This window comes from Mesorhizobium sp. MC2-1-1, from assembly GCF_057597255.1.
On record NZ_CP195205.1, the window covers coordinates 4,379,872 to 4,404,533 of the forward strand.

Consider the following 24,662-nt stretch of genomic DNA (forward strand, 5'->3'; position numbering starts at 1 on the left):
ACGGAGTGAGAAAACCATGAAACGCGTGTTGTTTCCGGCGCTTGCCGGTGCGCTGCTTGCAATGTCCGGTGCCGCTTTCGCCGATACCCCGGTACAGGCGGTGACCGACTTGAATGTCCGCGCCGGCCCCGGCCCGCAATATCCGGTCATCGGTGTGATCGCGGCCGGCCAGTCCGCCACGCTCAATGGCTGCATCGAAGGCAGCAAATGGTGCACGATCGCCGAAGCAGGCGGCAAGGGTTGGATATATTCCGACTATGTGACGGGCGATTTCGGCGGCAGCCGCGTCGTGGTGACCCGTCGCCCGGCCAGCGCCGATATCGCCGTCGTCGCCCCGCCGACAGATGATCTCTACACCACCGATAGCTACACCGGCGCCATTGTGTCGAACGACGACGCCATCGAGTCGATCGGCAGGCCACCGGCCGAGGTTGGCACCTACGTCAGCGAGCACCGGGTCGACCCGGTCTATCTCGACGGCGAGGTGGTGACAGGTGCCACGCTGCCCGACACGGTCGAGTTGCGTGAGATCCCCGATTACCGGTATCGTTACGTCTATGTGAACAACCAGCCGGCGCTGGTCGATCCGGGCACGCGGCGCATCGTCTATGTCATGCGCTGATCGGGCCCGATAGCTGTCAAAAGAACGGCCGCCATCGATGGCGGCCGTTTTTCAAGCTTTTGCGATCGGGCCGCGCGCGGTAATTTCGTGGTAACTGCGATCTCCTAGACCGATGTGGTGGAAAGACTTCGGCAGGGGAGCCGCTTGACGATCGAGAATGCCGCCTTCGAGCGTTATCGTCGCTCGCCGAACGAGAAGACCAATTTGCCGCGACTGTTCTTCGGCACGGGGATCGTCGTCGCCTTCTGGATGGCGATGACGGCCCTGGTGCTGTTCGCCGGCACCTATGTCTACATCGTCTGGCGGCTTCCCGGACCCTCGACCGGGCGCTACATGCAGGATTTCCTGGCATCGCCCACCGGCATCCTCAGCGCGCTGACCTCCTTTGCCGGCATCTGGATCGGCCTGTGGGTGGCAATGCGCTTCGTGCATGGCGAGCCGCTGCCGGCACTGTTCGGCTTCAGCCGCCGCATCGCCGGCGGCGATTTCCTCAAAGGGCTGATCGCTGTCCTGATCACCTCGCTGTTCTCCGAGGTGCTGCTCTATTGGCTGCAGCCGGAGATCGCGCGCGGACCGATAGCGTTCTCATCCTGGCTGCTCTTCCTCATTCCGATCGTGTTGCTCGCCTTCCTGCAGACCTCGTCGGAGGAAATGCTGTTTCGCGGCTATCTGCCGCGCGGCCTCGCCTATCGCTTCAAGAGCCCGCTGATATGGGCGGTGCTGCCGGGGCTGCTGTTCACCTCGCTGCATTGGAATTCGGCTTCGACCTTGGCGATCAATGCCTGCGTCATGGTCTCTATCGGCGCCTTTGCCCTGCTGCTCACGCTCTTGGTCTATGTCACCGGCAATCTCGGCGCCGGTTTTGGCGCACATCTCGGCAACAACCTGACCGGTTTCCTGCTGATCTCGCACCAGGAAGGCTACAATGGCTTCGCCTTGCTCAACGCCAAGCCGCTCGAGGGCCCCGACTGGACCAATCTGGACGCCGTCCTTATCGCCGCGATCGGCATCGTCAGCACGCTTTTGACGATGCTCTTGCTTTTGCACCGGCGCTCGCCGCTTCGGGTCGGAACGAACAACCGAGACTCGCTGTGAGGGTTCTCGAATCTCCGCGTTCTGGCCCGGCTTTGGGCTCGAGCCTTGACTCCGTCGCCGATTTCCTGTCTAGAGCCGCTGAATTCCGCGACGAGTTTTCTTTCGCGAAAGCCGACCAGGACGCCGAAGCCTCTTTGAGGCGGGTGCTGTAAAGAGATCCTGGAGGCCAACACCCGGCAGCGCGATGCGCCCCCGGGTGCTTTTTGGCTTTGCGCTTTTGCTTGGCGACTTGCCGCGGACGCACTACCTCTCGGGCATCCGCAGGTGCCAGGGAAAAGGAAGAACAATGTTTGAATCACTCCAGGAACGCCCAAGAGGCGTGGAGGGCCACAGGCCCGACAGGGATCAGCATGAATCTAAGGCGCTCTCGCACCGCGGTCTGATCAATGTTTGAGTCCCTGCAAGAGCGCCTTGGTTCGATCCTGAACGGCCTGACCGGTCGCGGCGCGCTGTCCGAGGCGGATGTCTCGGCGGCGCTGCGCGAGGTGCGCCGAGCGCTGCTCGAGGCCGACGTGGCGTTGGAAGTGGTTCGCTCATTCACCGACAAGGTGCGGGAGAAGGCGGTCGGCGCCGCGGTGCTGAAGTCGATCAAGCCCGGACAGATGGTCGTCAAGATCGTCCATGACGAGCTGGTCGACATGCTCGGCGCCGAGGGCGTGGCCATCGACCTCAATGCGCCGGCACCCGTCGTCGTCATGATGGTCGGCCTGCAGGGCTCGGGCAAGACGACGACCTCGGCCAAGATCGCCAAGCGGCTGACCGAGCGCCAGAACAAGAAGGTCTTGATGGCCTCGCTCGACACGCGGCGTCCCGCCGCGCAGGAGCAATTGCGCCAGCTCGGCGAGCAGACCAAGGTCGCGACGCTGCCGATCATCGCCGGCCAGAGCCCGGTGGACATCGCCAAGCGCGCCGTGCAGGCGGCGAAGCTCGGCGGCCATGACGTCGTCATCCTCGACACCGCCGGCCGCACCCATATCGACGAGCCGCTGATGGTCGAGATGGCCGACATCAAGAAGGTGTCGAGCCCTCACGAGATCCTGTTGGTCGCCGACTCGCTGACCGGCCAGGATGCCGTGAACCTTGCCAAGAGCTTCGACGAGCGCGTCGGCATCACCGGCCTCGTGCTCACCCGCATGGACGGCGACGGCCGCGGCGGCGCCGCGCTTTCGATGCGCGCCGTCACCGGCAAGCCGATCAAGCTGATCGGCACCGGCGAAAAGATGGACGGGTTGGAGGAATTCCATCCCAAGCGCATCGCCGACCGCATCCTCGGCATGGGCGACATCGTCAGCCTTGTCGAAAAGGCCGCCGAGACCATCGACGCCGAGCAGGCGGCGGCGATGGCCAAAAAGATGCAGTCGGGCAAGTTCGACCTGAACGACCTCGCCCAGCAGCTTCAGCAGATGTCGAAAATGGGCGGCATGGGCGGCATCATGGGCATGATGCCCGGCATGGGCAAGATGAAGGACCAGTTGGCCGCCGCCGGCCTCGACGACAAGATGTTCGGCCGCCAGCTCGCCATCATCTCCTCGATGACCAAGGCCGAGCGCGCCAATCCCGATATCCTCAAGCATTCTCGCAAGAAGCGCATCGCCGCCGGCTCAGGCACCGACGCGGCCGAAATCAACAAGCTGCTCAAGATGCATCGCGGCATGGCCGACATGATGAAGGCGATGGGCGGCAAGGGCAAAGGTGGCGGCCTCATGCGCGGCATGATGGGCGGCCTGGCCTCGAAGATGGGCCTCGGCGGCATGATGCCCGGCGGCATGGGCATGCCGGATCTTTCCAAGATGGATCCCAAGCAGCTCGAGGCCCTGCAGAAGCAGGCGCAGGCCGCCGGTCTCGGCAAGGGCATGCCGGGCGGCTTGCCCGGTGGACTTCCCGGTGGCGGCGGATTGCCGGGCCTGCCCGGCGGCATGAAGCTTCCGGGTCTTCCCGGCCTGGGCGGCGGGCTGCCCGGCTTGGGCAAGAAGAAGTGAGGGGGCGATGAACGAGGAGAAGGACATGGCCGACGCACGCGCCGTCCTGGCTGGCTACCGCGCTTCGATCGACAACATCGACGCCGCTCTCATCCATATGCTGGCCGAACGCTTCCGCTGCACCAAGGCGGTCGGCGTACTGAAAGCCGAGCATGGCTTGCCGCCCGCCGATCCGGCGCGCGAGCAGCAGCAGATCGCTCGCCTTCGCCAATTGGCGAAGGATGCGAATCTCGACCCCGATTTCGCGGAGAAGTTCCTGAACTTCGTCGTCCGCGAAGTCATCCGTCATCACGAACAGATCGCCGCTAACAACGGCGTGACGAAAGCCGGCTAACCAGCCGTACACATACCAACGAAATCAGAGCTTTTAGGAGATAGACAATGGCACTGAAAATCAGACTTGCCCGCGCGGGCTCGAAGAAGCGTCCTTACTACCACGTCGTCGTTGCCGACGCCCGTTCGCCGCGCGACGGCCGCTTCATCGAGTCGCTGGGTTCCTGGAACCCGCTGCTGCCCAAGGACGGCGAGCGCGTCAAGGTCGACGCCGACCGCGTCAAGCATTGGCTGTCGCATGGCGCCCAGCCGACCGACCGCGTGCTGCGCTTCCTCGATGAGGCCGGCATCGCCAAGCGCGAGGCCCGCTCGAACCCGAACAAGGCCCTGCCCGGCAAGAAGGCGCAGGAACGCGCCGCGCTGCTGAAGAAGGCCCAGGAAGACGCGGCGGCTGCCGCCGCTGCGGCGACCGCAGCCCCGGCCGAGGCCGCCACAGCCGAGTAATTAACGGTCCTCTCGCTTGCGAACGGCGGGCAAGTGCCCGCCGTTTTTGTTGGACCTTGACTGTTTATCAATAGCCGGACGGGCAGCGCGCCACATAGACGCGCCCGTAGCGGTCGCGATAGCGGCACTGGCCGCTTTCGCTGGCATGGCCGATCAACGCGCCGGCCACCGCGCCAACCGCGCCGCCGACCACCGCACCCTGCACCGGATCACCTGCCACGGCGGCACCGACCGCCGCGCCGCCAAGGCCGCCGATCGCGGCGCCCTTTTCTGTTTGCGAACAGGCGCCCAGGGCCATGGTCAGCGCCAGAATGGTCATTGCTTTCTTCATAATCGTTCCTCTCTCACGCGGGTCGCCGTCCTCGCCGCCATCGCATAAACTCACAAACGGCTAATTTGATCCCAACAGGAAGCAAGATTGCGGGCTGCGCCTTTTTCCGGCTCTATCGGCGGAACGGGATCAGCGCGCGTATCCTTGGGTCGCGCAGATAGAGCCCGCCCCACAGGATGATGCCGAGATAGACACCGAACAGCGTGTGCGAGAACAGCGGATTGCCGATCCGCACATGCGTCGAGATCGCCCCGCCCATATAGGCGGTGAGCAGGATGGCGCCGAGCACGGATGTTCGCGGGATGGCGTAGAGTGCGGTCGAGATCAGCCCCACGACCCCGATCAGGCGCGCGACATTGGGCTCGGCCGGCCAGCCGAGTTCGCTCATCGTCTGGGTGACGATATCGAGCGGTGGCAGCTTGATGGCGCCATCGAAGGTCATGAACAGGACAATGACGGCGCTGAGCGCGCGTCCGGTCCACAGGGCGCCGTTCGAGACAGGGGCGGCTTCGAAAATGCTCACGGATGTTCCCTCCAAGGTTCTAACGCCGGCTGCCTGCCGGGTTCGGTCCAAGGACGAGCGACTGCGCTGCGATCCTACACGGCCGGCGTTTCGCCCGTTGACCCGTGGGACGGCGATGCAGCCTGGCCTACGAAAAATAGAACTTGTCGGCCGCGATCATCTTCGGCGGCGTCTCGTCCAGCGCCTCGAACACGGAAATCTCGCAGACGCGGCAGAGACCGTCCAGCGCCAGGTCGTTGGCTTCGATGCCAAACGGGTCCTCGAGCTCCTCCGACAGCGCGTCGAGGCCGAAGAAGGTGTAGGCTATCAGCGCCGTGAACAGCGGCGTCGCCCAGCCCGTGGTCGAAACCAGGCCGAACGGCAGAAGCAGGCACACGACATAGGCCGTGCGGTGCAGCAGCAGCGTGTAGGCGAAGGGCAGGGGCGTTCCGGCGATGCGCTCGCATCCGGCCTGGATGGCGGCGATCGCGGCCAGCCTTTCGTCGAGGATGCGGAAGCCGATCGGATCGAGCGTGCCAGCTTCGCGCCGCGCACTGGCGCGCCGTCCCATGCGCCGGAGCATGTCGTCCGCCGGATTGGTGCGGGCGGCCGCCTTGTCGACTTCGTCGCCGATGAACGCGCGGGCGTCCTTTATGCTGTCGATCCGGCGCAATTGCCCGCGCAACAGATGACAGAAGGCAAGCGCTTCCATGAGAAGCGCGCGCTGTTCGGCACGGTCGCCGATCAGGCTGGTGGCGGCGCGCGCCAGGTTGCGGATCTCGAAAACCAGCGCGCCCCAGAGCTTGCGCGCCTCCCACCACCGGTCGTAGGCGGCGTTGTTGCGGAACGACAGATAGATCGACAGCGTCACGCCGACGAGGCCGAAAGGCGCGATGTTGAAGGCGCTGAGATCGAGCTGAAACTGCCGCGCCAGCACCAGGATGAACGCCGAATAGATGGCGAAGCCGAAGATCTGCGGCAGGATGCGCGGCACCACCGAGCCGCGCATGATGAAAAACAGCTGCAGGAATGTCGGGCGCGGACGGACGATCATCGGTGAACCTTTGCGAACCGTTATGTCTCTACGGCGATAACGCACCCGCGGCTGGGCCGCCAGCGACATCGCCATGTCGTCCCGGCGGCTGCGGGCCGGGCTGTGGACGTTTCAGGCAGGGCCGCCGAACGTCGCCCACAGCAATTCGAGGTAGGGCGATTCAGGTTCGGCGACTTCATCGTGGCCACCCGGCCGGAATTGCGTCAAGAAAAGAAAACAAGTCCACCCGCACCCGGGGAAGGAAGACATGAGCGGCGAGATAAACCTGCAAAAGCTGCTGGCATCGATGACGCCGCGGCTTCACCCGGAAGTCTATGTCTTCACGACCTTGCCGCCCGGCGCACCCTTGCCAGAGGGCCTGGTGCCGGTCATGCGCTTCATCGAACGCGAGGGTACGACGCTGATCCTGGCCGAGAGCCACGCGAAGGCAGCCGGTTTCCTCGGCACGTTCCGCTGCCGGATGATCACGCTCGACATCCATTCCTCGCTTGAAGCCGTCGGCTTCCTGGCCGCCATCACGACGCGGCTGGCGGCGGCCGGCATGGGCGTGAATCCGGTCTCGGCCTTCTATCACGACCATCTGTTCGTGCCGGCCGAGCGGGCGGAGGAAGCATTGGCTATCTTGCATAAGCTTGCGGCGCAAAGCGGCGGCGGAACTTAGCGCCTGAGCACATAGAGGATATCCGGCAGGCCTTCCTCATTGGCCGAGCCGTCACCGAAGGCTTCGGCACGAAAACCGCGGCGCTCGTAGAACCGGCGCGCGCCGGTATTGGCCTGGAAGCAGTGAAGCTTGACGTGAGACATGTCGACAGTGGCCTCCGCAAGCAGCCGGCTGCCGATGCGCCGGTCGGTCCAGGCGGGATCGAGATAGAGCTGCTCGATCCAATCACCGTTGACGGCGATGAAGCCGACAATGCGACCGCCGGTTTCGGCGACCGTCACTTGCTGATTGGGCAAAAGGATGTCGCTGACGAAGAACAGGTCTTCCTCCGGCGTATGCAGCACCGGCATCCACTCGAACGAATTGAGCGACGCGCGCAGGAGCTTGGCGATGGCGGTGGCGTCCGAGCTTGTAGCTGGGCGCAGCGTGATTTCGGCGCGATCGCTCATAGGCCGGCGCTGCCCTTCATCCGCCCTTCGGGCACCTTCTCCCTGCTGAACGGGGAGAAAGAAGGGGCGCCCCCGGCCGAAGACCGAGCCCGCGACTGCGGGCCGCCGGCTTTCCGGGGCCCCGCGGAGGCCCAGCCGCTCCAGCGGCGGTGCGGCCGTGAGCGAAAACAAACGGCCGTCAGGCCGAGCCCGCGACCGCGGGCCGCCGGTCGTCCGGCGCCCCCGCGGAGGCCCAGCCGCTTCAGCGGCGGTGCGGGCCGTGAGCGAGATTTAGGCCGCCTTCTTCTTCGGCTGGATGAGGCCGCGCTCGACCAGCAGCTCGGCGATCTGGATGGCGTTCAGCGCCGCGCCCTTGCGCAGATTGTCGGAAACGATCCACATCGACAGGCCGTTGTCGACGGTCGAATCCTCGCGGATGCGCGAGATGAAGGTTGCGTCCTCGCCGGCCGATTCCAGCGGCGTGATGTAGCCGCCGTTCTCCCGCTTGTCGAGCACCTGGCAGCCCGGCGCCTCGCGCAGGATCTCGCGCGCCTCGTCCGCCGTGATCGGCTTTTCGAACTCGATGTTGACCGCTTCCGAGTGGCCGATGAACACCGGCACGCGCACGCAGGTCGCCGTCAGCTTGATCTTGGGATCGAGTATCTTCTTGGTCTCGGCCACCATCTTCCACTCTTCCTTGGTGGAGCCGTCGTCGAGGAAGACGTCGATATGCGGGATGACGTTGAAGGCGATGCGCTTGGTGAACTTCTTGACGTCGACCTGGTCGGCGACGAACACGGCGCGGGTCTGCGTGAACAGCTCGTCCATGCCTTCCTTGCCGGCGCCGGAGACCGACTGGTACGTGGCCAGGACGACGCGCTTGATGGTGGCGGCGTCATGCAGCGGCTTCAGCGCCACGACGAGCTGCGCGGTCGAGCAGTTCGGGTTGGCGATGATGTTCTTGCGCGTAAACAGCGAGATCGCGTCCGGGTTCACCTCCGGCACGATCAGCGGCACGTCCTGATCGTAGCGGAAGGCCGACGAGTTATCGATGACGACGCAGCCCTGCTTGCCGATCTTGGGCGACCATTCCTTGGAGACGTTGCCGCCGGCGGACATGACGCAGAGGTCGGTGTCGGAAAAGTCGTAGGTGTCGAGCGCCTTGACCTTCAGCGTACGGTCGCCGAAGGACACCTCGGTGCCCTGGCTGCGCCGCGACGCCAGCGCCACGACCTCGCTGACCGGGAAGCCGCGCTCGTCCAGAATGTTGAGCATTTCGCGGCCCACATTGCCCGTGGCGCCGACTACCGCAACCTTGAAACTCATCTGATATCTCCTGTCCCTCTCCGCTTGGTTGCTTGGAGAAAACCCGCCGGCCTCATGCGGGTTCCGTCCCCCGGGCCGTACCCGGGAGAGGGTGGTTAGGCCAAGGGAATCACACCGTTTTGGTGGTGGTTTTGGCCGTAGTTTTGCTGGAACGAGGGAACGCGCCGAAGCGCCCGGCCCGATGTTGTGCATCGCGGCTGGGTGCGTCGAATGCAAGAAGAGCCATCAAAAGGCCGCGCATCGAATAACGATCCCGTTCGACGCGGGCTTTTACGCGGTTTGGGAAAAGAGTCAATCGGCGCCTGCTCTGTACAATGTCGGTCGCAGGAAGTACGAACGCCGAAATACCGTTTGGCTGGCGCAGTGCCGGCCTTGTGCTCCACGACGAGCGCAGAACTCCGAATTCCGAAAGAACAAGATGTCCAGTTTCGAAACCATCGTGCCTGCGCTCGCAGAGGCGCTGCGAAATCGCGGTTATGCCACGCTGACGCCGGTGCAGAAGGCGGTGCTTGGGCCGGAGCTCGGCGAGGCCGACGCGCTGGTTTCGGCGCAGACCGGCTCCGGCAAGACCGTCGCCTTCGGCCTTGCGGTGGCGCCGACCCTGCTTGGCGGCGCCGAGCGCTTCGCCGCTGCCGGCCCGCCGCTGGGACTTGTCGTGGCGCCGACGCGCGAACTGGCGCTGCAGGTGCGGCGCGAGCTCGAATGGCTCTACGAACTGACCGGCGCGCATATTGCTTCCTGCGTCGGCGGCATGGACATGCGCACCGAGCGGCGCGCGCTGGAGCGGGGCGCCCATATCGTAGTCGGCACGCCGGGCCGGCTGCGCGACCACATCACGCGCGGCGCGCTCGACATGTCATTCTTGAAGGCCGTCGTGCTGGACGAGGCCGACGAGATGCTCGATCTCGGGTTCCGCGAGGACCTCGAATTCATCCTCGACGCGGCACCCGCAGAGCGCCGCACGCTGATGTTCTCGGCCACCGTGCCGCGGTCCATCGCCACGCTGGCGCAGGGCTATCAACGCGACGCCGTGCGCATAACCGCCGGCGGCGAGGAAAAGCAGCATCTCGACATCGAGTACCGCGCGCTCTCGGTCGCGTCGGCCGACCGCGAGAACGCCATCATCAACGTGCTGCGCTATTATGAATCCGCCAACGCGATGGTGTTCTGCAATACGCGCGCCGCCGTCAACCATCTCACGGCGCGCTTCAACAACCGCAATTTCTCCGTCGTGGCGCTCTCCGGCGAGCTCAGCCAGAATGAGCGCAGCCACGCGCTGCAAGCGATGCGCGACGGCCGCGCCAAGGTCTGCATCGCCACCGATGTCGCGGCGCGCGGCATCGATCTGCCCAATCTCGATCTCGTCATCCACGCCGACCTGCCGAGCAACCCGGAGACGCTGCTGCATCGCAGCGGCCGCACCGGACGCGCCGGGCGCAAGGGCGTCAGCGCGCTGATCGTGCCGGGCAATGCGCGCCGGCGCACCGAACGGCTGCTCGCCAATGCCGGCCTGACCGCGACCTGGGCGAGTCCGCCATCGGCCGACGAGGTGCTGCGGCGCGATGACGAGCGCATCCTGGCCGACCCGTCCTTCGGCGAGCCGGTGAAGGACGAGGAGCGCGACTTCGCCGCGGCGCTTCTGGGACGGCACGGCGCCGAGCTGGTGGCCGCCGCCTTCGTGCGTCTTTGCCGCGGCAGCAGGTCGGCGCCCGAGGACCTGACCGAGGTTGCGCCCTTAGCGCCGTCGAAGGAAAAGTTCGCGCGCAGGGAAGAAACGCTTGGTCGCAGGGAAGAGACATCGGGCCGCCGCGACGATTTCGGCGACAGCGTCTGGTTTTCGCTGTCGGTCGGCCGCCGGCAGAGTGCCGAGCCGCGCTGGCTGATCCCGATGCTGTGCCGCACCGCCGGCATGTCGAAACGCGAGATCGGCGCCATCAAGATGCAGCCCGAAGAAACCTTCGTGCAGATTGCCGCCGATTGGGCCGACCGGTTCGTCGCCGCGATCGGCCCCGACCGCAAGCTGCAGGGAAGCATCGCGGTCAGGCGCATCGACGGTACGCCCGACCTGTCGCGCGCCGGCTACCAGCCGCCGAAGCCGGACAAGAAGCCACATCGCGGCAAGCGGACCTTCGACCAGGGCGCGGCCGAAGGTGCCCGCAAGCCGAAATTCGAGAAGCCAGCCGATCAGCGGCCAGCGTTCGAGGGAAAGCCCTGGGCCAGCAAGCCAGGCAAGGCGAAATTCGACAAGGCCGGACCAGCCAAGCACAAAAAACCGAAGAAGCGGCCGGCTTAGCCGTCTGCGACGTCCGCCGTTGCCCGGCAGACGTCGACGGCATTGCCTAGAGCAATTCCAGGAAAAGTGTGAGCGGTGTTCTGTCCAGAATTGCGTAAAAACAAAGAGATAGGGCGTTTCGCCGTTTCCGTGAGACGATGAAACTCACTAGCCCAGGAACTTGGCGATGATGGCGTCGCCCATCTGGACCGTGCCGACTTCGGTCATGCCTCCCGACATGATGTCTTTCGTGCGAAGCCCGTCGTCGAGCACGGCGGCGATCGCCGCTTCGAGCTTGTCGGCTTCCGCCACCATGCCGAAGGAATAGCGCAGGCACATGGCGAAGGAGGCGATCATCGCGATCGGGTTGGCGATGCCCTTGCCCGCGATGTCGGGCGCCGAGCCGTGCACCGGCTCATAGAGCGCCTTGCGCTTCTTGGTCTTGGAATCCGGCGCGCCGAGCGAGGCCGAGGGCAGCATGCCGATCGAGCCGGTCAGCATGGCGGCGATGTCGGAGAGCATGTCGCCGAACAGATTGTCGGTGACGATGACGTCGAACTGCTTCGGCCAGCGCACCAGCTGCATGCCCCCGGCGTCCGCCAGCATGTGGTCGAGCTTGACGTCGCTGTATCTGGCCTTGTGCGTCTGGGTGACGACCTCGTTCCACAGCACGCCCGACTTCATGACGTTGCGCTTTTCCATCGAGGTGACGTGGTTGCGCCGCGTGCGCGCCAGCTCGAAGGCGACGCCCGAGATGCGCTCGATCTCGAAGGTGTCGTAGACCTGCGTGTCGATGCCGCGCTTCTGGCCGTTGCCGAGGTCGATGATCTGCTTCGGCTCGCCGAAATAGACGCCGCCGGTGAGCTCGCGCACGATGAGAATATCGAGCCCCTCGACCACCTCCTGCTTGAGCGAGGAGGAGGCTGCGAGCGCCGGGTAGCAGATCGCGGGCCTCAGGTTGGCGAACAGCTCCATGTCCTTGCGCAGCCGCAGCAGGCCGGCCTCGGGGCGCACCTCGTAAGGCACGGCATCCCATTTCGGCCCGCCCACGGCGCCGAACAGCACGGCGTCCGCCGCCATCGCCTTTGCCATGTCGGCGTCGGAGATCGCCGCGCCATGCGCGTCGTAGGCGCAGCCGCCGACCAGCCCCTCGTCGGTGGCAAAGCCGCTGCCGAGCTTGTCATTCATGGCCTTGATCAGCTTCTTCACCTCGGCCATGGCCTCGGGGCCGATACCGTCGCCGGCGAGCAGGAAGAGATTTTTCGAAGCCATGGAGAACCGTCCCAATAGTATCTGGAGAAACCGCGGCCTTGCTAAACGCCAACCGGGCTGTGCGCAAGAGGACGAGCGCCGAGATGCTTCCCTGCGCTGTCGCGCCAACATCTCGCAGCAGGCGGTAGCGCACTACCGATGCGACAGGATATTCACCAGCCTGCCGAACGGGTCGCGCACATAGAAGCGCCGCACGCCCCAGGGCTCGTCGGCCGGGCCGTATTCGATGGCGAAGCCGGCCTTCCTCATCCCGGCAAGCGCCGCGTCGACATCATCGACCTCGATCGACAGGTCCGGCACTGGCGTGTCCGATCCGCCTTGCGCCATGAAGCTGACCTGCACGGGCATGCTTTCTCCGGAGCCGTAGGTGGCGATCCAGCCTTGATCCATGAGGATGTCGAGGCCAAGCACGTCGCGATAGAAGCGCTTCGCCGCCGCGATATCCTTGGTGGCGATGTTGGCCACGATGCGCCGGACCGTCATCGCGGGCTCCTATGCCCTCCGCTTGAGCGCCGTCACTTCGATCTCGATCTTCATCTCCGGCTTGTTGAGCTGGCACACGATCATCGTCGCCGCCGGGCGGATGTCGCCGAACGCCTCGCCGAGGATCGGGAAGACCACGTCAACAAAGGCCTGGTCGGTGATGTAGTAATGCGCCCGCACCACGTCCGCCATGTCGAAGCCGCCATCGGCGAGCGCCTTGGCGATTGTCGCGAGGCAGTTGCGCGTCTGCGCCTCGACCGTATCGGGCATGGTCATGGTGGCATAGTCGTAGCCGGTCGTGCCGGAGACGAAGCACCAGTCGCCCTGCACCACCGCACGCGAATAGCCGGCGGTCTTCTCGAAGGGTGAACCGGTGGAGATGAGCTTGCGCATGGAGTGCCTCGCGTTGGTTTTGTCGGCCAGTGCTTAGCAAACGGCGCGGCGCGGGTCGTGGGCCAAGCCCAGCGGAACATTGTCACGAAGGCAAGCGCAATCCTTGGAGATTGGCTGCGGCCTCCCTCCCGTCGTCATTCCAGGGCGGAGCAAGGAGCGAAGCGACGCGCGCAGACCCCGAGGATGACGAAGTCGCGATGGCCGTGCCCTACCGACCCCTAATTCCCCGAATTCTGCGCGTCGTCGTAGGCCTTCTTGATGTCCGCCGGCCAGTCCTTCACCGGTGGCCAGGCCTGGGGCTCGCCATTGTCGCCGCGGCGGGCGAAGTAGACCTTGTGGTTGGCCGGGTCGACGGCCATGAAACCGTCGTTGCCGCCGCAGTCGTGCGGCACGCAGCCGGTGGCGTAGAAGGCGCCCGAGGCAGTCTTTTCGGTGCCGCCACCAACCAGCAGGCTGGTCGCCATGTCCGGCATGTCGTTGCCGAGCAGCGCCTGGCCGGCCTTGTAGACGGCCTCGTTGTGGAAGGCGTCGATGATGTTGTCGTATTTCGACGGGTCGACATCCTTCCAGTCGGTGCCGGGTTCCGGCGTGTAGGTCAGGTTGCCGGAGGTCGTCAGCCCTCCCGTGGGCGACCATTGCAGCGCCGGCTTGGAATCGCCTGGCAGCAGATAGGGCACGAAATAGATGGCGCTGTCGGAGACGGCGGCCGGCGGCGCGCCGCATTCGTCCTGCTCGACCGTGGTGGTCTGGATTTCGCCGTCCTTCTTCCAGACGATGACCTTGGCCGGGCCACATTGATTGCCGCCGTCGCCGACATCGACGAGCGCGACGTTCACGTCGCCGATCTTGACGATCTTGTCGAAGAAGACGTCGTAGTTGCTGGCGAGCTGCTTGCCGTCATAGGACAGCACTTTTTCGCCATCCTGCTCCGGCTGCGTGATGGTGAGCTGGCCTCCCTCGAACGGGATCGGCGCCTGCTTGTCCTCATCCGAACCGGCCTGGTCGCTGCCCGATTGCTGGTCGGACGCGCCTTGATCCGTCGCCGGCTGCGTGGCCGGCGCGGTTGTCTGGGCGCTGGCGCCGACCGTGGTGAGAAGGATTACCACCGAGGCGCCGGCGGCCAGAAGCGAGCGTGTCATGACTGTCCCTCCATTCAGCCGCCACGAACCCGGCCAGCGATGGCCTGGCTTATCAGTATAGCTTAGGCGCTCAGGCCCAGGGGCGCAGCTCGGCGTTCCTCTTCTCGAACGAAGCGATCGCGCCGGCCTTCTCCATGGTCAACCCGATATCGTCGAGGCCGTTCAGGAGGCAATGGCGCTTGAAGTCGTCGAGGTCGAACTTGACCACGCCGCCGTCCGGGCCACGGATTTCCTTGGCTTCCAGGTCGATCGACAGCGTCGCGTTGGAGCCGCGCGAGGCGTCGTCCATCAGCTTGTCGAGGTCTTCAGGACTGACCGTGATCGGCAGGATGCCGTTCTTGAAGCAGTTGTTGTAGAAGATGTCGGCGAAAGAGGTCGAGATCACGCAGCGTATGCCGAAATCGAGCAGCGCCCAGGGCGCGTGCTCGCGGCTCGAGCCGCAGCCGAAATTGTCGCCGGCGACGAGGATCTGCGCCTTGCGGTAAGCCGGCTTGTTGAGCACGAAATCCGGGTTCTCCGAACCATCCTCATTGTAGCGCATCTCGGCGAACAGGCCGGTGCCGAGCCCGGTGCGCTTGATCGTCTTCAGATAATCCTTCGGGATGATCATGTCGGTGTCGACATTGACGATCGGCATGGGCGCGGCGACGCCGGTGAGCTTGGTGAATTTGTCCATGGGTACCTGCCCGTCTTCTCTCTGCGGGGATTGCTGGAGGCACGGTTTACACAAAGCGGCTGGCAAATGAAAGGCAGGTGTTGGCGGTTCGGATTGGACCATCGAACACAAGATCGGCACCTGCAGCTTTCAAAACACCGGCCGATCGGGCACCTTGGCGGCATGGCACCTGCTTCCAAAGTCCTTTACGCGAGCGAGCCAGCGCTGGATGTCGGCGAGTTCCGCCGCGTGCTGGTCGAATCCGGCCTCGGCAAGGTAAGGCCCATCGACGACAAGGCCCGGCTGCAAACCATGCTCGTCAACGCCGATCTGGTGCTGACCGCACGGCTCGACCGGCCGGATAGGCAACTGGTCGGCGTCGCACGCGGCGTGACCGACTTCTCCTGGGCCTGCTACATGTCGGACCTTGCCGTATCCAGGTCGGCGCAGGGGCTTGGCGTCGGCAAGGGCCTGATGGACGAGGCCCGCCGCCAGCTCGGGCCTTCGGTCTCGATCAGCCTGATCTCGATGCCCGACGCCATCGGCTTCTACGAGCGCATCGGCATGACGCGCATGACCGACGCCTTCTGGTTCGGTCGCCAGCGCTAGCCCTCCTGACGGGCCACGGCCCTCCATGCGGCGGCGCCCATCATGGTCGGGCTTGACATGCAACCAAATGGTTGCCTATTAAAGGCATGAGCATGGATGCCGTCTTTCGCGCCTTGGCCGACCCGACCCGCCGGCAATTGCTGGACAGTCTCCATGCAAGGAACGGGCAGACGCTGAACGCGCTCTGCGAGCACATGGATATGACGCGCCAGGCGGTGACCAAGCATTTGGCGATCCTCGAGGAGGCGAACCTCGTCACCACCATGCGCCGGGGCCGCGAGAAGGAGCACTACCTCAACCCCGTTCCGATCAACGAGATCGCCGAGCGCTGGATCGGCAAGTTCGAGCGCCGTCGGCTCAGTGCATTGAGCGACCTGAAGCAACGTCTTGAAAGGGAAGAGCCGTGAGCGAGAACAGCTTCGTCTACGTCACCTATATCCGCACCACGCCTGAAAAACTTTGGCAGGCGCTGACCGATCCGGAATTCAACCGGCAGTTCTTCCTCTGCTCCTATCAGGAGAGCGACTGGAAGGTCGGCTCGAGCTGGAAGCTGATGTTCCCGGACGGCAGCATTGCCGATTCGGGCGAGATCCTGGAGATCGATCCGCCAAGACGCCTTGTCATCAAATGGCGCAACGAATGGATGCCCGAGGTGAAGAAGGACGGCTACACGCGCTGCACCTTCACCATCGAGCCTGACGGCGAGTTGATGAAGCTCGCCGTCATCCACGAGGCCGACGGCCCGCACAGGCTGATCCCGAACGTCTCAAGGGGCTGGCCGCTGGTGCTGGCGAGCCTCAAGAGCCTGCTCGAAACAGGCAAGGGTTTCGAGCGCCCGCCGTCAAAGGGATGAATATTCGTTTCGGGCACGAGACAATCCTTGGAAGGGTGTACCTTGATGCTTCACTTGTCGTTGCCGCAAGCCATGGCGAACGCGGACACGGTCATGGCCTCGGCCGAGCTTCCCGCCGCGCCGGACGAGGTCGTCGCGGCGCTGGTCACGAGCGAGGTCGAGCGCTGGTGGGGGTCGCCCGAAACCCACTGCATGACCGGGTGGAACGCCGACCTTCGCGTCGGCGGTCGCTGGAGTGTCACAGTGCGAAGCGCGCGCGGCAGGCGCCTGCCCGCCAGCGGGAAATTCCTCGAGATCGAGACGCCGCGCCGAATCGTTCAGACCATGCGCCACGACTGGGATCACCCGGCGCTGGGCCGTCACGAAACCACGCTCGCCTATCTGCTGGAGCCGATCGCCGGCGGCACGCGGCTCACCATCTGCCATGGCGGCTTCGCCGGCTTCCCGGACGCGGCCGCCGGGCATGCCGAGAGCTGGACGCGTGTTCTTGGATGGCTGCAGCGGTATTGTGAGTGGTTAGGCTCGGCGACTTCGCGGTAGGCTTCCGTCCGGAATTGCTGAAAAACAAAAAGATAGGCACTCGCGGCCCGATTTGATCTCAAATGGAAATCAGGCGATCCTGGAGTCCGCCGAGATAGGTTTTCCAGATGTGGTCCGACAGTTGGCGACGGTAATCCGGATCGGCCGCGCGCGAGCTGTAGGAGGCGCCCCCGACATGAAAAAGAACCTCGTCATACACCTGATAATTGTCGATCTTCCCCTCGACGTTCACCGCGACGTGACTTAACCGGGCCATCTCGAATTCCCCGACGGGGTGCTTCGAATACAATACCGGCCAGTTGCCGCCTCCGGTGTCCATGCCGATGTCGAGCCGATTCCTGAAATCGAGCTTCGCATGCTCGACGGCAGCGAAATTGTAGAAGCACAGGCCGGCCCAGTAGTACCAGCGAGGCTCGTCCTCGGCTTTCTTGTACAGGTAGCTGGACTTGGCGTGCAGCGGCGTCCCGTAACCGATCTTTCGCCCGACGCGCTGCGCGATATCGATCGGCCCGACCGGGAAGCAATCGTGATCGATGAAGCCGAACATGTCTGGCTTGAGGTGCCTGACGATGTTGTGGAAGACCCAGGTCTGGGAGACGCCATGTGATCTGGAAGGGTTCGTTTCGAAATTCCTGGGCAGTCCGAAATACGCGACCCCCCGCCGCGCGCAGATCGCTTCGATCGAGGCTCGCGCTTCCCGCTTCGGCGAATTGTCGATCACCACGAGCCTTGTCCCGGTCGGGAAGACCTGCCAGGCCTTGGTGAGCACGTCGATGACCCAGGGCGTGTTGAACGCTATGGTGAAGCAGTAATTCCGATCCGGCTTTCCGCTTAGTTCCCTGGCGAATGAATGGCCCTTGGACGCGGCGCTTCCCAAAAACTGACGCCGCAGAATCTCGTGGCGGAGGCCCAACACCAGTTGGACTCCCCTTGTGCGCCGAAAATTCTCGACAGCCTTTTTAAACAATGTTTTCCCCGAGCGCCCGACGAGGCCGAGACTAGCATGGCGCGGCCGGCAGGAATCAATGTCTTTCGCCGACCGGGCTGGATATCTGCAGCCGGCCGGATTTCCGTATCGAATTGCCGTTGGGGAGGCGGAACGCCGACGCTTGTGGCTTAACTGCCCGGCAGATCAGCGATAGCACGCGGCCCCCACGACCGTTCGCGGGGTTTCCCGGACGCCGCCTCGGGACATGCCGAAGGCTGGGCGTGGGCGCCCGGGTGGCTGCGAGCCTGGCTCGGCCCGCGGGCGACTGGCCGAAGCTCTCCCTTGACCCGCGATCGCGCCTGTCCAGATTGTGGGAATGGAGAACAGACGCTGCGCCGTGGGAACCGCCGGATGGAGTATAGCGGCAGCGCATAGAGCTTCTTTCCCGGCGGCCGGTTCGCAGCTCGAACGCTATGCGGCGCGACTTTCGATCGCCGAGATCAATTCCTCCTTCTACAAACCGCATCGGCGGGCAACTTATGAGCGCTGGGCGCGCTCGGTTCCGGACCATTTTCGCTTTTCCGCAAAGATCCCCAAGACCGTGACGCATGAGCGTCGCCTGGAAGATTGCAATGATCTTCTGGACGCGTTCTTGGGTCAGGTCAAAGGGCTCGGGGCCAAGCTTTCCGTGCTTCTGACGCAGCTGCCGCCCAGCCTGCAATTCGATCTCCAGACCGCCGAAAAGTTCTTCGCCGTGCTGCGCGCAAAGACCGACAGGCGCCTGGTTTGCGAACCGCGTCACCCCAGTTGGTTCGCACCCGAAGCCGGGATCTTGCTCAGTCGCCTTCACGTAGGGCGTGTTGCGGCCGATCCCGCTCCCACGCCTGCTGCCGCCATGCCTGACGGCTGGCCCGAACTCGCCTATTTCCGCTTCCATGGCGCGCCGCACGTCTACTATTCAGAATACGAAGCTGGGCGGTTGCTGGATATTGGCGAGCGGCTTGCCGAAGCCGGCGCATCGGCCGCCGAGGTCTGGTGCATCTTCGACAACACGGCGCGCGGCCATGCGCTCGGCAACGCGCTTTCGCTCGACGCGACCGTTCGTCAGATGACGTTCAGCTCGCGGAACGCCCTTCCCTCAGCCACTCTTTCATAGCCGAATGCCCTGCAGTCCACCGTCCGGTATCCGCCATGCATGATGAGCTCCGCGATCGATTTGCCCACCGCCGGCGCCTGCTGCAGGCCGTGGCCGGAAAAACCGTTGGCGAAGAGGAAGTTTCCGACTTCGGGATGCGGCCCGATCACCGCGTTCTGGTCAAGCGTGTTGTAGTCGTAATGCCCGACCCAGCCGCGTGTCGCCTTGATCGCCTCGAAGGCCGGGATGCGGGTGGCCAAGATCGGCCAGACCACATCCTCGAACAGCGACCAGTTGACCTCGAAATCCTTCGGATCTGGCGCGACATCGCCTTCCTCCGGCTCGGCGCCGCCGGTGAGATAGACCGAGCCTTCGGGCCGCACATAGATGCCTGACGGATCGACCAAAAGCGGCATGTCGGCATATTTCTCACGCGCCTCGAAGACGAAGACGTTGCGCTTGCGCGGCTCGACCGGCAGCGCCAGCCCGGCAAAAGCCGCGACCTTGCCGGCGTTCGGGCCGGCGGCGTTGACGACGATGCCCGCCTCCAGCGTCTCGCCATTGTCGAGCGACACACCGGTGACGCGATTGCCGTCGCGCGAAATGCCAGTGGCGGAAGCCGTGATGAAATCGATCTTCTTGTCGCGCAGCGCCTTGCGGAACAGGGTCAGCAGCGCATGCGCGTCGAACCAGCCCTCGCCGCTACGGCCATAGGCGCCGGCGGCGATGTCGTCGACCGACAGCCAGGGGAAGCGGCTCGCCAGCTGTCCGGCGTCCTCCAGCACGATGTCGGCGCCCTCGGCCACTTGCGTCTCATGGTTGGCCTTGAGGATCGGCAGGCCCGCCTCGCCGGCGAGGATCAGGTAGCCGCCCTCGCGGAAACCGATATCGGCGTCGGCGCCGAAGGTTTCCTTGAGCCGCCGGAACAGTTTCAGGGTGAACTGCGACAGGCGAATGTTTTCGGGGATGGAGAATTGCTGGCGGATCGAGGCGAGCGACAGGGTCGTCGCCGCATGGGAGAATTGCGGATCGCGCTCGATCAGCGCGATCGAGCCGGTAAAACCTTCCTCCCGCAGATAATAGGCGACCGAGGACCCGACGATGGCTCCGCCGATGATGACGATGTCGTAGCGCACTTTTGTCTCCAGTTCGCCGGTTCTCAAAATCCCGGCAGATCGATCTCGAAGCGCGTGCCGCGCCCGGAGTCAACCAGCCTGATCGTGCCATCATGCGCTTTCAGGAGGGCCAGCACGATGCCGAGCCCCATGCCGGTGCCGCCGGTTTCGCGCCGCGTGGTGAAGAACGGCTCGAAGATCCTGGCGCGGTTGGCGGCCGAGATTCCGTCGCCATCGTCGCCGACATGGATCGTGACCCTGTCGCCCGCCCTTGCCGCGCCGATCGAAACCAGCCTGGCGCCGTGCCGGGCGGAATTGTCGATTAGGTTGGCGAGCACGATGCCGAGATTCTCCGCCGAGATGCCGAGCCCGATATACCCGCCGCCTTCAAGCCGCGCTTCCAGCCTGGTGTCGATCGGCAAAGATGCCAATGCGGCATGGAGCGTCGTGCTTTCGCCGCTCGGTTCCAGGTTCTCGGCCCGCGCCAGGTCGAGCAGCCGCCGCACCAGGAGATTGAGCCGCCCGGCGTCGGTGACGATGTTGTTGGAGAAACGTCGCCGTTCGGCCTCGTCCATCGCGCCGCCGGAATCGCGAAGCAGCTCGGCCGCGCCCTGGATCGCCGTCAGCGGCGATTTCAGCTCATGCGAGACATGGGTGGCGAAGGTCTGGATGCCGTCGGAGCGCGCCTGCAGCTTCTGCGCCATGTCGAGGAAGGCCGCCGACAGCGCCGCCATCTCGCGCGTGCCGTGATGGGCGAGCGGACGGATCGCCTCGCGGTCGCCCGCGGCGATGCGTTTCGTCCTCTCGATCAGCGCATAGATCGGCCGGCTGACGGTGCGGATGAACACCAGCGCGATCAAAAGCGTGCCGCTCAGTATGGCGATCGCCGCCAACGTCACCTTGCCGCGCTCGCCATAGAGATGCTTGACGATGTTGTTCGGCGTTCGCGAGAGATAGACGACGCCGGCGACCCGGCCGTCGAGTTCGACTGGCAGGGCGACGAAGACGCGCACCCTGGTGCCCCGGCTCACCGAGTATAATGGCGGCGGAGGCTGGTCGGGGATGCGCAGTCTCAGCTCGCTGGCGTACGCGCCGGAAAGCGCGGTCCGCACCTCCTCGACCCCGCTCAGCGACTGGCCGATCTCGCCGCCGCCGGCAATGACCACGCCGCGCGGGTCGAGCAGGCGGAAGCCGGCAAGCGTCGTCTTCTGCGTTTCATCGAGAATGCCGGCGAGCTTTGCCCCGATGGCCGCGAAGGCCGGGTCGGGGGCGGCCGGCACCGCAACGGGGCGCATCGGCATCACGTCATCCGAGGCGAGATCGAGGCGTGGCTCTATCGGTTCATAGGGATAGTTGTTGTCCCGCGCCGGATCGGCCGATATCGGCGAACCCATCTTGTCCGGGGGAATGCCGGCGGCACGCACCTGCTCCGCATAGACGGCGGCGACGACCGCGCCTTGCGCGATGAGCTCGCCCTCGGTCTGGCGGATCAGCTGGTTCTCATAGAGCCGGAAGAAGAACAGCCCGACCAGCGGCAGGGCCATGACTACGATCAGGATGGCGATGACGACGGTGGCGAGCCGCGGCCGCCACCTTTCCTTGCTCAACCACCGCATCGGCCGAGCCGGAAACCGACGCCGTGCACCGTCGCGATCGCATCCGCGCAGCCGACCGCCGCCAGCTTGGCTCGCACGTTGCGGATGTGGCTGTCGACCGTGCGTTCCGAGACATGGATGTTCGAGGCATAGGCATTGGCCATCACCGCGTCGCGGCCAAGCACGTGCTGCGGCCGGGCGAGAAAGCCTTTCAGGATGGCGAATTCGATCGCCGTCAAGGTGAACGGCTTGCCGTCGAAACTCGCCGCGTGGCTTGCCGGGACGAGCATGAGCTTGCCATGCGCGAACTCCCGGTCGTCTGTTTCTCCCTCGACTGGCGCCGGCCGCGCGCGCCGCAGGATGACATTGACGCGGGCGACCAGCTCGCGCGGGCTGAACGGCTTGGTCACATAATCGTCGCCGCCCATTTCGAGCCCGAGGATGCGGTCGATCTCTTCGTCGCGCGCCGACAGGAACAGCACCGGCACGTCGGATTTCTGCCGGAGCCTGCGGCAGACCTCCAGCCCGTCCATCTCCGGCATGCCGATGTCGAGCACGATGAGGTCGGGTGGGCGCCGCTCGACCGCCTGCAGCGCCGCCGCGCCGTCGGCGACGGCCGCCGTCTTCATGCCGGCCTTTTCCAGCGCGAAGCAGATTATCTCGCGGATATGCGGGTCGTCGTCGGCGACGAGGATATTATGCGGCATCGATCGGCGGGCCAGGTGCGTAAGGTTGGGTAACGGCAGGATTAGAGCAATTCCGTGAAAAGTGCGAAGTGCTTTTCCATATGGCGCGACCTTGGGGCGAAAGGGAGGACGCCCGCTTTGCGGGGCGGCGCTTGCGGCTCGACGAGCCACCAGCCCTCATGGATGAGCCTGCGTTGCAGTGACCGGCGGATTGTGTGAGGTGTTCGCATGCCGCCTGTCTCGCCGGCCCGTGCGGAAAGCGCGCGGCGGATTGGAGGAGGTTTTCCGCAAGGATTTGCAGATTTGGTGCAGGTCAGTCCGCCACGCGTGAAGCTGCGACCTATCCCTTCTGCGGCCGTTGAGGAGAAGATCGCTCCGCGCCTTGCCTCACCCGCCATCACCCGGCATAGATCGGCCATGACCGTCGACAGCTATCGCCCGCGCCGCTCGGTGCTCTACATTCCCGCCTCGAACGACAAGGCGCTTGCCAAGATCGGCTCCCTAGCCTGCGACGCCGTCATCATCGACCTCGAGGACGCCGTGCTGCCCGCCGAGAAGGCTGCCGCGCGTGACAAGGTCGCCGGCATTCTTGCCGGTCCCGGACGGCGCTGCGAGATTGTGGTGCGCATCAATCCTTTGGCCAGCGAATGGGGCGCCGACGATCTTCTGGCTGTCGCCAAGGCCGAGTCCGACGGCATTCTCCTGCCCAAGATCGGCACACCGCGCGACATTCTCGAGGCCGGCGACCTGCTCGACGACAATTCCGCGCCGGACAGCGTGAAATTATGGGCGATGGTCGAGACGCCCAAGGCGCTGCTCAACATCGGCGCCATCGCCGAGCTCGGCCGGGACCCGGCCTCGCGCCTTGCTTGTTTCGTCGCCGGAACGAACGACCTGGTCAAGGCGACCGGCATACTGGCGACGCCCGACCGGCGCTATCTGATGCCCTGGCTGATGCAGCTGGTGCTCGCGGCGCGCGCCGGCGGCCTCGACGTCATCGACGGCGTCGCCAATGATTTTCGCGACCTCGACGCCTTTGCCGGCGAATGCGCCCAAGGAGCGGCCATGGGCTTCGACGGCAAATCGCTGATTCATCCTGCCCAGATAGAGCCGGCGAACCGCGCCTTCTCGCCATCGCCCGAAGCGCTGGCCACGGCTCGTGACATCAGGGATGCGTTCGCGCGCCCCGAAAATGCCGGCCGGGGCGTCATCGCGATCGATGGCCGGATGGTCGAGCGCCTGCATCTGGCGGAAGCCGAAAAACTGCTGGCGAAGGCCGCGATCATCGGCGCATGATGCGCCGGTATGCAAAGATAGGCTCGAAAGATGAAACTCTACCGCTTTCTGTCCGGCCCGGACGATTCAACCTTCTGCCACAAGGTGACGGCGGCCCTGAACAAGGGCTGGCACCTGTTCGGCTCGCCGACCTATGCCTATGACAAGAAAACCAAGTCGATGCGCTGCGGCCAGGCCGTGGTGAAGGATGTCGAAGGCCAGGAATACACAGCCGACACCAAGCTGAGCGATTGGTAGCTAGCCAATCTCCCCCAGGAGGGGGAGATGCCCGGCAGGGCTAAGGGGGGCGCGAGGTAACGAGGCTTCTGCCGCCGAGCTAACGTGACGCTCTCAGCTAGCAGCGGCCTGCTCGGCCGCCTCCTCGATCCGCTCCATGTCGTCATCCGACAGACCGAAATGGTGGCCGATCTCGTGGATGAGCACATGGGTGACGATGTCGCCCAGCGTCTCCTCGTTCTCTGACCAATAATCGAGGATGGCGCGACGGTAGAGCGTTATGCGATTCGGTCCCTCGCCGGTCTGCGGGTTCCAGCGCTCGGCGATGCCGCGTCCCTCGAACAGGCCGAGCAGGTCGAACGGCGTTTCCAGCGACAGGTCGTCCATGATCTCGTCGGTCGGGAATTCGGTGATCTGGATGATGATCTCGCCGGTGAGCTGGCGGAATTCTTCCGGCAGATGGGCATAGGCCTCCAGCGCCAGAAGCTCGAGCTCGTCGATCGACGGCGAGAGCTGGTCGTGCCAGATACGTGTCTTGTAGATGCGGGCCATGGAATGTCCTTTGATCCCGGCATATAGGCTTTCGCGCCGATAGAGGCAAATGAGCCGGCGGGGCGTTCGCTTTCAGGGTAAAGGGCGAAGGAATAAATTCCTTATGAGTCTGCTTGACTCTTCCGGACGCCTCTGGAATCTATAAGAA

30 protein-coding genes are annotated in these 24,662 nt (G+C 64.7%); 15 read left to right on the plus strand and 15 right to left on the minus strand.

Features of this window, described 5'->3' with window-relative positions:
• Positions 1 to 16: 16 nt before the first annotated feature.
• The 5 genes from ACR64R_RS21670 (at position 17) to rpsP (ending at position 4,473) form a co-directional block, all read left to right on the plus strand.
• Positions 17 to 622: a DUF1236 domain-containing protein gene (locus tag ACR64R_RS21670; RefSeq protein ID WP_487358311.1), complete on the plus strand. Its 606-nt coding sequence runs from the start codon at positions 17 to 19 to the stop codon at positions 620 to 622.
• Between the two features lie 144 nt (positions 623 to 766).
• Positions 767 to 1,717: a CPBP family intramembrane glutamic endopeptidase gene (locus ACR64R_RS21675; RefSeq protein WP_487358312.1), complete on the plus strand. Its 951-nt coding sequence runs from the start codon at positions 767 to 769 to the stop codon at positions 1,715 to 1,717.
• 386 nt (positions 1,718 to 2,103) lie between these two features.
• Positions 2,104 to 3,696, plus strand: coding sequence for a signal recognition particle protein (ffh, locus tag ACR64R_RS21680; RefSeq protein ID WP_487358313.1), 1,593 nt, complete (start codon positions 2,104 to 2,106; stop codon positions 3,694 to 3,696).
• Between the two features lie 7 nt (positions 3,697 to 3,703).
• Complete coding sequence (locus ACR64R_RS21685; protein ID WP_487358314.1) at positions 3,704 to 4,030, plus strand: chorismate mutase; 327 nt, start codon at positions 3,704 to 3,706, stop codon at positions 4,028 to 4,030.
• Between the two features lie 47 nt (positions 4,031 to 4,077).
• Positions 4,078 to 4,473 (plus strand): 30S ribosomal protein S16, encoded by a 396-nt coding sequence (gene rpsP, locus ACR64R_RS21690; protein WP_487358315.1) that lies wholly within the window; start codon positions 4,078 to 4,080, stop codon positions 4,471 to 4,473.
• A 67-nt stretch (positions 4,474 to 4,540) separates the two neighbouring features.
• Here rpsP and ACR64R_RS21695 read toward each other — a convergent pair whose 3' ends face one another.
• The 3 genes from ACR64R_RS21695 to ACR64R_RS21705 form a co-directional block, all read right to left on the minus strand.
• Complete coding sequence (locus ACR64R_RS21695; protein WP_487358316.1) at positions 4,541 to 4,804, minus strand: YMGG-like glycine zipper-containing protein; 264 nt, start codon at positions 4,802 to 4,804, stop codon at positions 4,541 to 4,543.
• Positions 4,805 to 4,916: 112 nt separating this feature from the next.
• On the minus strand, positions 4,917 to 5,327 hold the full coding sequence (locus tag ACR64R_RS21700; protein WP_487358317.1) for a DoxX family protein: 411 nt from the start codon (positions 5,325 to 5,327) through the stop codon (positions 4,917 to 4,919).
• A gap of 127 nt (positions 5,328 to 5,454) precedes the next feature.
• Positions 5,455 to 6,360, minus strand: coding sequence for a bestrophin family protein (locus tag ACR64R_RS21705; protein WP_487358318.1), 906 nt, complete (start codon positions 6,358 to 6,360; stop codon positions 5,455 to 5,457).
• 247 nt (positions 6,361 to 6,607) lie between these two features.
• On the opposite strand from ACR64R_RS21705, the gene ACR64R_RS21710 reads away from it, so the two are divergent.
• A complete protein-coding gene (locus tag ACR64R_RS21710) occupies positions 6,608 to 7,021 on the plus strand; it encodes an ACT domain-containing protein (protein ID WP_487358319.1) in 414 nt (137 codons plus the stop codon).
• Here the strand turns inward: ACR64R_RS21710 and ACR64R_RS21715 are convergent.
• Positions 7,018 to 7,470 carry an N-acetyltransferase family protein gene (locus ACR64R_RS21715; RefSeq protein ID WP_487358320.1) on the minus strand — a complete coding sequence of 151 codons (453 nt, stop codon included), beginning with the start codon at positions 7,468 to 7,470 and terminating at the stop codon, positions 7,018 to 7,020. The genes ACR64R_RS21710 and ACR64R_RS21715 overlap by 4 nt on opposite strands.
• A 270-nt stretch (positions 7,471 to 7,740) precedes the next feature.
• The gene (locus ACR64R_RS21720) at positions 7,741 to 8,775 is read right to left on the minus strand and encodes an aspartate-semialdehyde dehydrogenase (RefSeq protein WP_487358321.1); all 1,035 of its coding nucleotides are present in this window, start codon (positions 8,773 to 8,775) and stop codon (positions 7,741 to 7,743) included.
• Between the two features lie 418 nt (positions 8,776 to 9,193).
• Between ACR64R_RS21720 and ACR64R_RS21725 the strand changes: the two genes are divergently transcribed.
• Positions 9,194 to 11,068, plus strand: coding sequence for a DEAD/DEAH box helicase (locus ACR64R_RS21725; protein ID WP_487358322.1), 1,875 nt, complete (start codon positions 9,194 to 9,196; stop codon positions 11,066 to 11,068).
• 147 nt (positions 11,069 to 11,215) lie between these two features.
• Here ACR64R_RS21725 and leuB read toward each other — a convergent pair whose 3' ends face one another.
• From leuB to leuD, 5 genes are all read right to left on the minus strand, one after another.
• Complete coding sequence (gene leuB, locus ACR64R_RS21730) at positions 11,216 to 12,319, minus strand: 3-isopropylmalate dehydrogenase (protein ID WP_487358323.1); 1,104 nt, start codon at positions 12,317 to 12,319, stop codon at positions 11,216 to 11,218.
• Positions 12,320 to 12,451: 132 nt separating this feature from the next.
• A complete protein-coding gene (locus tag ACR64R_RS21735; RefSeq protein ID WP_487358324.1) occupies positions 12,452 to 12,802 on the minus strand; it encodes a VOC family protein in 351 nt (116 codons plus the stop codon).
• Between the two features lie 9 nt (positions 12,803 to 12,811).
• Entirely contained in the window at positions 12,812 to 13,195 is a 384-nt protein-coding gene (locus ACR64R_RS21740; RefSeq protein ID WP_487358325.1) for a RidA family protein, read from the minus strand.
• A 218-nt stretch (positions 13,196 to 13,413) separates the two neighbouring features.
• Positions 13,414 to 14,334, minus strand: a complete 921-nt coding sequence (locus ACR64R_RS21745) for an Ivy family c-type lysozyme inhibitor (protein WP_487358326.1) — start codon at positions 14,332 to 14,334, stop codon at positions 13,414 to 13,416.
• Positions 14,335 to 14,404: 70 nt separating this feature from the next.
• Positions 14,405 to 15,010 carry a 3-isopropylmalate dehydratase small subunit gene (gene leuD / locus ACR64R_RS21750; RefSeq protein ID WP_041009887.1) on the minus strand — a complete coding sequence of 202 codons (606 nt, stop codon included), beginning with the start codon at positions 15,008 to 15,010 and terminating at the stop codon, positions 14,405 to 14,407.
• Positions 15,011 to 15,172: 162 nt separating this feature from the next.
• Here leuD and ACR64R_RS21755 point away from each other — a divergent pair, with 162 nt between their 5' ends.
• The 4 genes from ACR64R_RS21755 (at position 15,173) to ACR64R_RS21770 (ending at position 16,991) form a co-directional block, all read left to right on the plus strand.
• Positions 15,173 to 15,598: a GNAT family N-acetyltransferase gene (locus ACR64R_RS21755; RefSeq protein ID WP_487358327.1), complete on the plus strand. Its 426-nt coding sequence runs from the start codon at positions 15,173 to 15,175 to the stop codon at positions 15,596 to 15,598.
• A gap of 86 nt (positions 15,599 to 15,684) precedes the next feature.
• Positions 15,685 to 16,005, plus strand: a complete 321-nt coding sequence (locus ACR64R_RS21760) for an ArsR/SmtB family transcription factor (protein ID WP_487358328.1) — start codon at positions 15,685 to 15,687, stop codon at positions 16,003 to 16,005.
• Positions 16,002 to 16,451 (plus strand): SRPBCC family protein, encoded by a 450-nt coding sequence (locus ACR64R_RS21765; protein WP_487358329.1) that lies wholly within the window; start codon positions 16,002 to 16,004, stop codon positions 16,449 to 16,451. Before ACR64R_RS21760 ends, ACR64R_RS21765 begins: the two co-directional genes overlap by 4 nt.
• A 45-nt stretch (positions 16,452 to 16,496) precedes the next feature.
• Positions 16,497 to 16,991, plus strand: coding sequence for an SRPBCC family protein (locus ACR64R_RS21770; RefSeq protein WP_487358330.1), 495 nt, complete (start codon positions 16,497 to 16,499; stop codon positions 16,989 to 16,991).
• Between the two features lie 58 nt (positions 16,992 to 17,049).
• Here ACR64R_RS21770 and ACR64R_RS21775 read toward each other — a convergent pair whose 3' ends face one another.
• Positions 17,050 to 17,538 carry a hypothetical protein gene (locus ACR64R_RS21775; protein ID WP_487358331.1) on the minus strand — a complete coding sequence of 163 codons (489 nt, stop codon included), beginning with the start codon at positions 17,536 to 17,538 and terminating at the stop codon, positions 17,050 to 17,052.
• Between ACR64R_RS21775 and ACR64R_RS21780 the strand changes: the two genes are divergently transcribed.
• The gene (locus ACR64R_RS21780; RefSeq protein WP_487358332.1) at positions 17,537 to 17,803 is read left to right on the plus strand and encodes a hypothetical protein; all 267 of its coding nucleotides are present in this window, start codon (positions 17,537 to 17,539) and stop codon (positions 17,801 to 17,803) included. The two genes, ACR64R_RS21775 and ACR64R_RS21780, sit on opposite strands and share 2 nt — an antisense overlap.
• A gap of 492 nt (positions 17,804 to 18,295) precedes the next feature.
• The gene (locus ACR64R_RS21785) at positions 18,296 to 19,075 is read left to right on the plus strand and encodes a DUF72 domain-containing protein (RefSeq protein ID WP_487358333.1); all 780 of its coding nucleotides are present in this window, start codon (positions 18,296 to 18,298) and stop codon (positions 19,073 to 19,075) included.
• On the opposite strand, the gene ACR64R_RS21790 is transcribed toward ACR64R_RS21785, so the two are convergent.
• From ACR64R_RS21790 to ACR64R_RS21800, 3 genes are read right to left on the minus strand one after another with little or no spacing between them, the layout of a single operon-like run.
• Complete coding sequence (locus ACR64R_RS21790) at positions 19,024 to 20,190, minus strand: NAD(P)/FAD-dependent oxidoreductase (protein WP_487358334.1); 1,167 nt, start codon at positions 20,188 to 20,190, stop codon at positions 19,024 to 19,026. The genes ACR64R_RS21785 and ACR64R_RS21790 overlap by 52 nt on opposite strands.
• A 23-nt stretch (positions 20,191 to 20,213) precedes the next feature.
• The gene (locus tag ACR64R_RS21795) at positions 20,214 to 21,713 is read right to left on the minus strand and encodes a sensor histidine kinase (RefSeq protein ID WP_487362513.1); all 1,500 of its coding nucleotides are present in this window, start codon (positions 21,711 to 21,713) and stop codon (positions 20,214 to 20,216) included.
• 59 nt (positions 21,714 to 21,772) lie between these two features.
• On the minus strand, positions 21,773 to 22,471 hold the full coding sequence (locus tag ACR64R_RS21800; protein ID WP_487358335.1) for a response regulator: 699 nt from the start codon (positions 22,469 to 22,471) through the stop codon (positions 21,773 to 21,775).
• A gap of 396 nt (positions 22,472 to 22,867) precedes the next feature.
• Here ACR64R_RS21800 and ACR64R_RS21805 point away from each other — a divergent pair, with 396 nt between their 5' ends.
• Complete coding sequence (locus tag ACR64R_RS21805) at positions 22,868 to 23,746, plus strand: HpcH/HpaI aldolase/citrate lyase family protein (protein WP_487358336.1); 879 nt, start codon at positions 22,868 to 22,870, stop codon at positions 23,744 to 23,746.
• Between the two features lie 30 nt (positions 23,747 to 23,776).
• Entirely contained in the window at positions 23,777 to 23,983 is a 207-nt protein-coding gene (locus tag ACR64R_RS21810; RefSeq protein WP_095820644.1) for a DUF1737 domain-containing protein, read from the plus strand.
• Between the two features lie 93 nt (positions 23,984 to 24,076).
• Here the strand turns inward: ACR64R_RS21810 and ACR64R_RS21815 are convergent, their stop codons facing one another.
• Positions 24,077 to 24,514 carry a metallopeptidase family protein gene (locus ACR64R_RS21815; RefSeq protein ID WP_487358337.1) on the minus strand — a complete coding sequence of 146 codons (438 nt, stop codon included), beginning with the start codon at positions 24,512 to 24,514 and terminating at the stop codon, positions 24,077 to 24,079.
• Between the last annotated feature and the right edge of the window lie 148 nt (positions 24,515 to 24,662).

Coding starts and splice junctions, on each gene's coding strand:
- ACR64R_RS21670 (WP_487358311.1), top strand. CDS start 17: ATGAAACGCGTGTTGTTTCCGGCGCTTGCCGGTGCGCTGCTTGCAATG.
- ffh (WP_487358313.1), top strand. CDS start 2,104: ATGTTTGAGTCCCTGCAAGAGCGCCTTGGTTCGATCCTGAACGGCCTG.
- ACR64R_RS21685 (WP_487358314.1), top strand. CDS start 3,704: ATGAACGAGGAGAAGGACATGGCCGACGCACGCGCCGTCCTGGCTGGC.
- rpsP (WP_487358315.1), top strand. CDS start 4,078: ATGGCACTGAAAATCAGACTTGCCCGCGCGGGCTCGAAGAAGCGTCCT.
- ACR64R_RS21695 (WP_487358316.1), bottom strand. CDS start 4,804: ATGAAGAAAGCAATGACCATTCTGGCGCTGACCATGGCCCTGGGCGCC.
- ACR64R_RS21705 (WP_487358318.1), bottom strand. CDS start 6,360: ATGATCGTCCGTCCGCGCCCGACATTCCTGCAGCTGTTTTTCATCATG.
- ACR64R_RS21710 (WP_487358319.1), top strand. CDS start 6,608: ATGAGCGGCGAGATAAACCTGCAAAAGCTGCTGGCATCGATGACGCCG.
- ACR64R_RS21715 (WP_487358320.1), bottom strand. CDS start 7,470: ATGAGCGATCGCGCCGAAATCACGCTGCGCCCAGCTACAAGCTCGGAC.
- ACR64R_RS21720 (WP_487358321.1), bottom strand. CDS start 8,775: ATGAGTTTCAAGGTTGCGGTAGTCGGCGCCACGGGCAATGTGGGCCGC.
- ACR64R_RS21725 (WP_487358322.1), top strand. CDS start 9,194: ATGTCCAGTTTCGAAACCATCGTGCCTGCGCTCGCAGAGGCGCTGCGA.
- leuB (WP_487358323.1), bottom strand. CDS start 12,319: ATGGCTTCGAAAAATCTCTTCCTGCTCGCCGGCGACGGTATCGGCCCC.
- ACR64R_RS21735 (WP_487358324.1), bottom strand. CDS start 12,802: ATGACGGTCCGGCGCATCGTGGCCAACATCGCCACCAAGGATATCGCG.
- ACR64R_RS21740 (WP_487358325.1), bottom strand. CDS start 13,195: ATGCGCAAGCTCATCTCCACCGGTTCACCCTTCGAGAAGACCGCCGGC.
- ACR64R_RS21745 (WP_487358326.1), bottom strand. CDS start 14,334: ATGACACGCTCGCTTCTGGCCGCCGGCGCCTCGGTGGTAATCCTTCTC.
- leuD (WP_041009887.1), bottom strand. CDS start 15,010: ATGGACAAATTCACCAAGCTCACCGGCGTCGCCGCGCCCATGCCGATC.
- ACR64R_RS21755 (WP_487358327.1), top strand. CDS start 15,173: ATGGCACCTGCTTCCAAAGTCCTTTACGCGAGCGAGCCAGCGCTGGAT.
- ACR64R_RS21760 (WP_487358328.1), top strand. CDS start 15,685: ATGAGCATGGATGCCGTCTTTCGCGCCTTGGCCGACCCGACCCGCCGG.
- ACR64R_RS21770 (WP_487358330.1), top strand. CDS start 16,497: ATGCTTCACTTGTCGTTGCCGCAAGCCATGGCGAACGCGGACACGGTC.
- ACR64R_RS21780 (WP_487358332.1), top strand. CDS start 17,537: ATGTCTGGCTTGAGGTGCCTGACGATGTTGTGGAAGACCCAGGTCTGG.
- ACR64R_RS21775 (WP_487358331.1), bottom strand. CDS start 17,538: ATGTTCGGCTTCATCGATCACGATTGCTTCCCGGTCGGGCCGATCGAT.
- ACR64R_RS21785 (WP_487358333.1), top strand. CDS start 18,296: ATGGAGAACAGACGCTGCGCCGTGGGAACCGCCGGATGGAGTATAGCG.
- ACR64R_RS21795 (WP_487362513.1), bottom strand. CDS start 21,713: ATGGCCCTGCCGCTGGTCGGGCTGTTCTTCTTCCGGCTCTATGAGAAC.
- ACR64R_RS21800 (WP_487358335.1), bottom strand. CDS start 22,471: ATGCCGCATAATATCCTCGTCGCCGACGACGACCCGCATATCCGCGAG.
- ACR64R_RS21805 (WP_487358336.1), top strand. CDS start 22,868: ATGACCGTCGACAGCTATCGCCCGCGCCGCTCGGTGCTCTACATTCCC.
- ACR64R_RS21810 (WP_095820644.1), top strand. CDS start 23,777: ATGAAACTCTACCGCTTTCTGTCCGGCCCGGACGATTCAACCTTCTGC.
- ACR64R_RS21815 (WP_487358337.1), bottom strand. CDS start 24,514: ATGGCCCGCATCTACAAGACACGTATCTGGCACGACCAGCTCTCGCCG.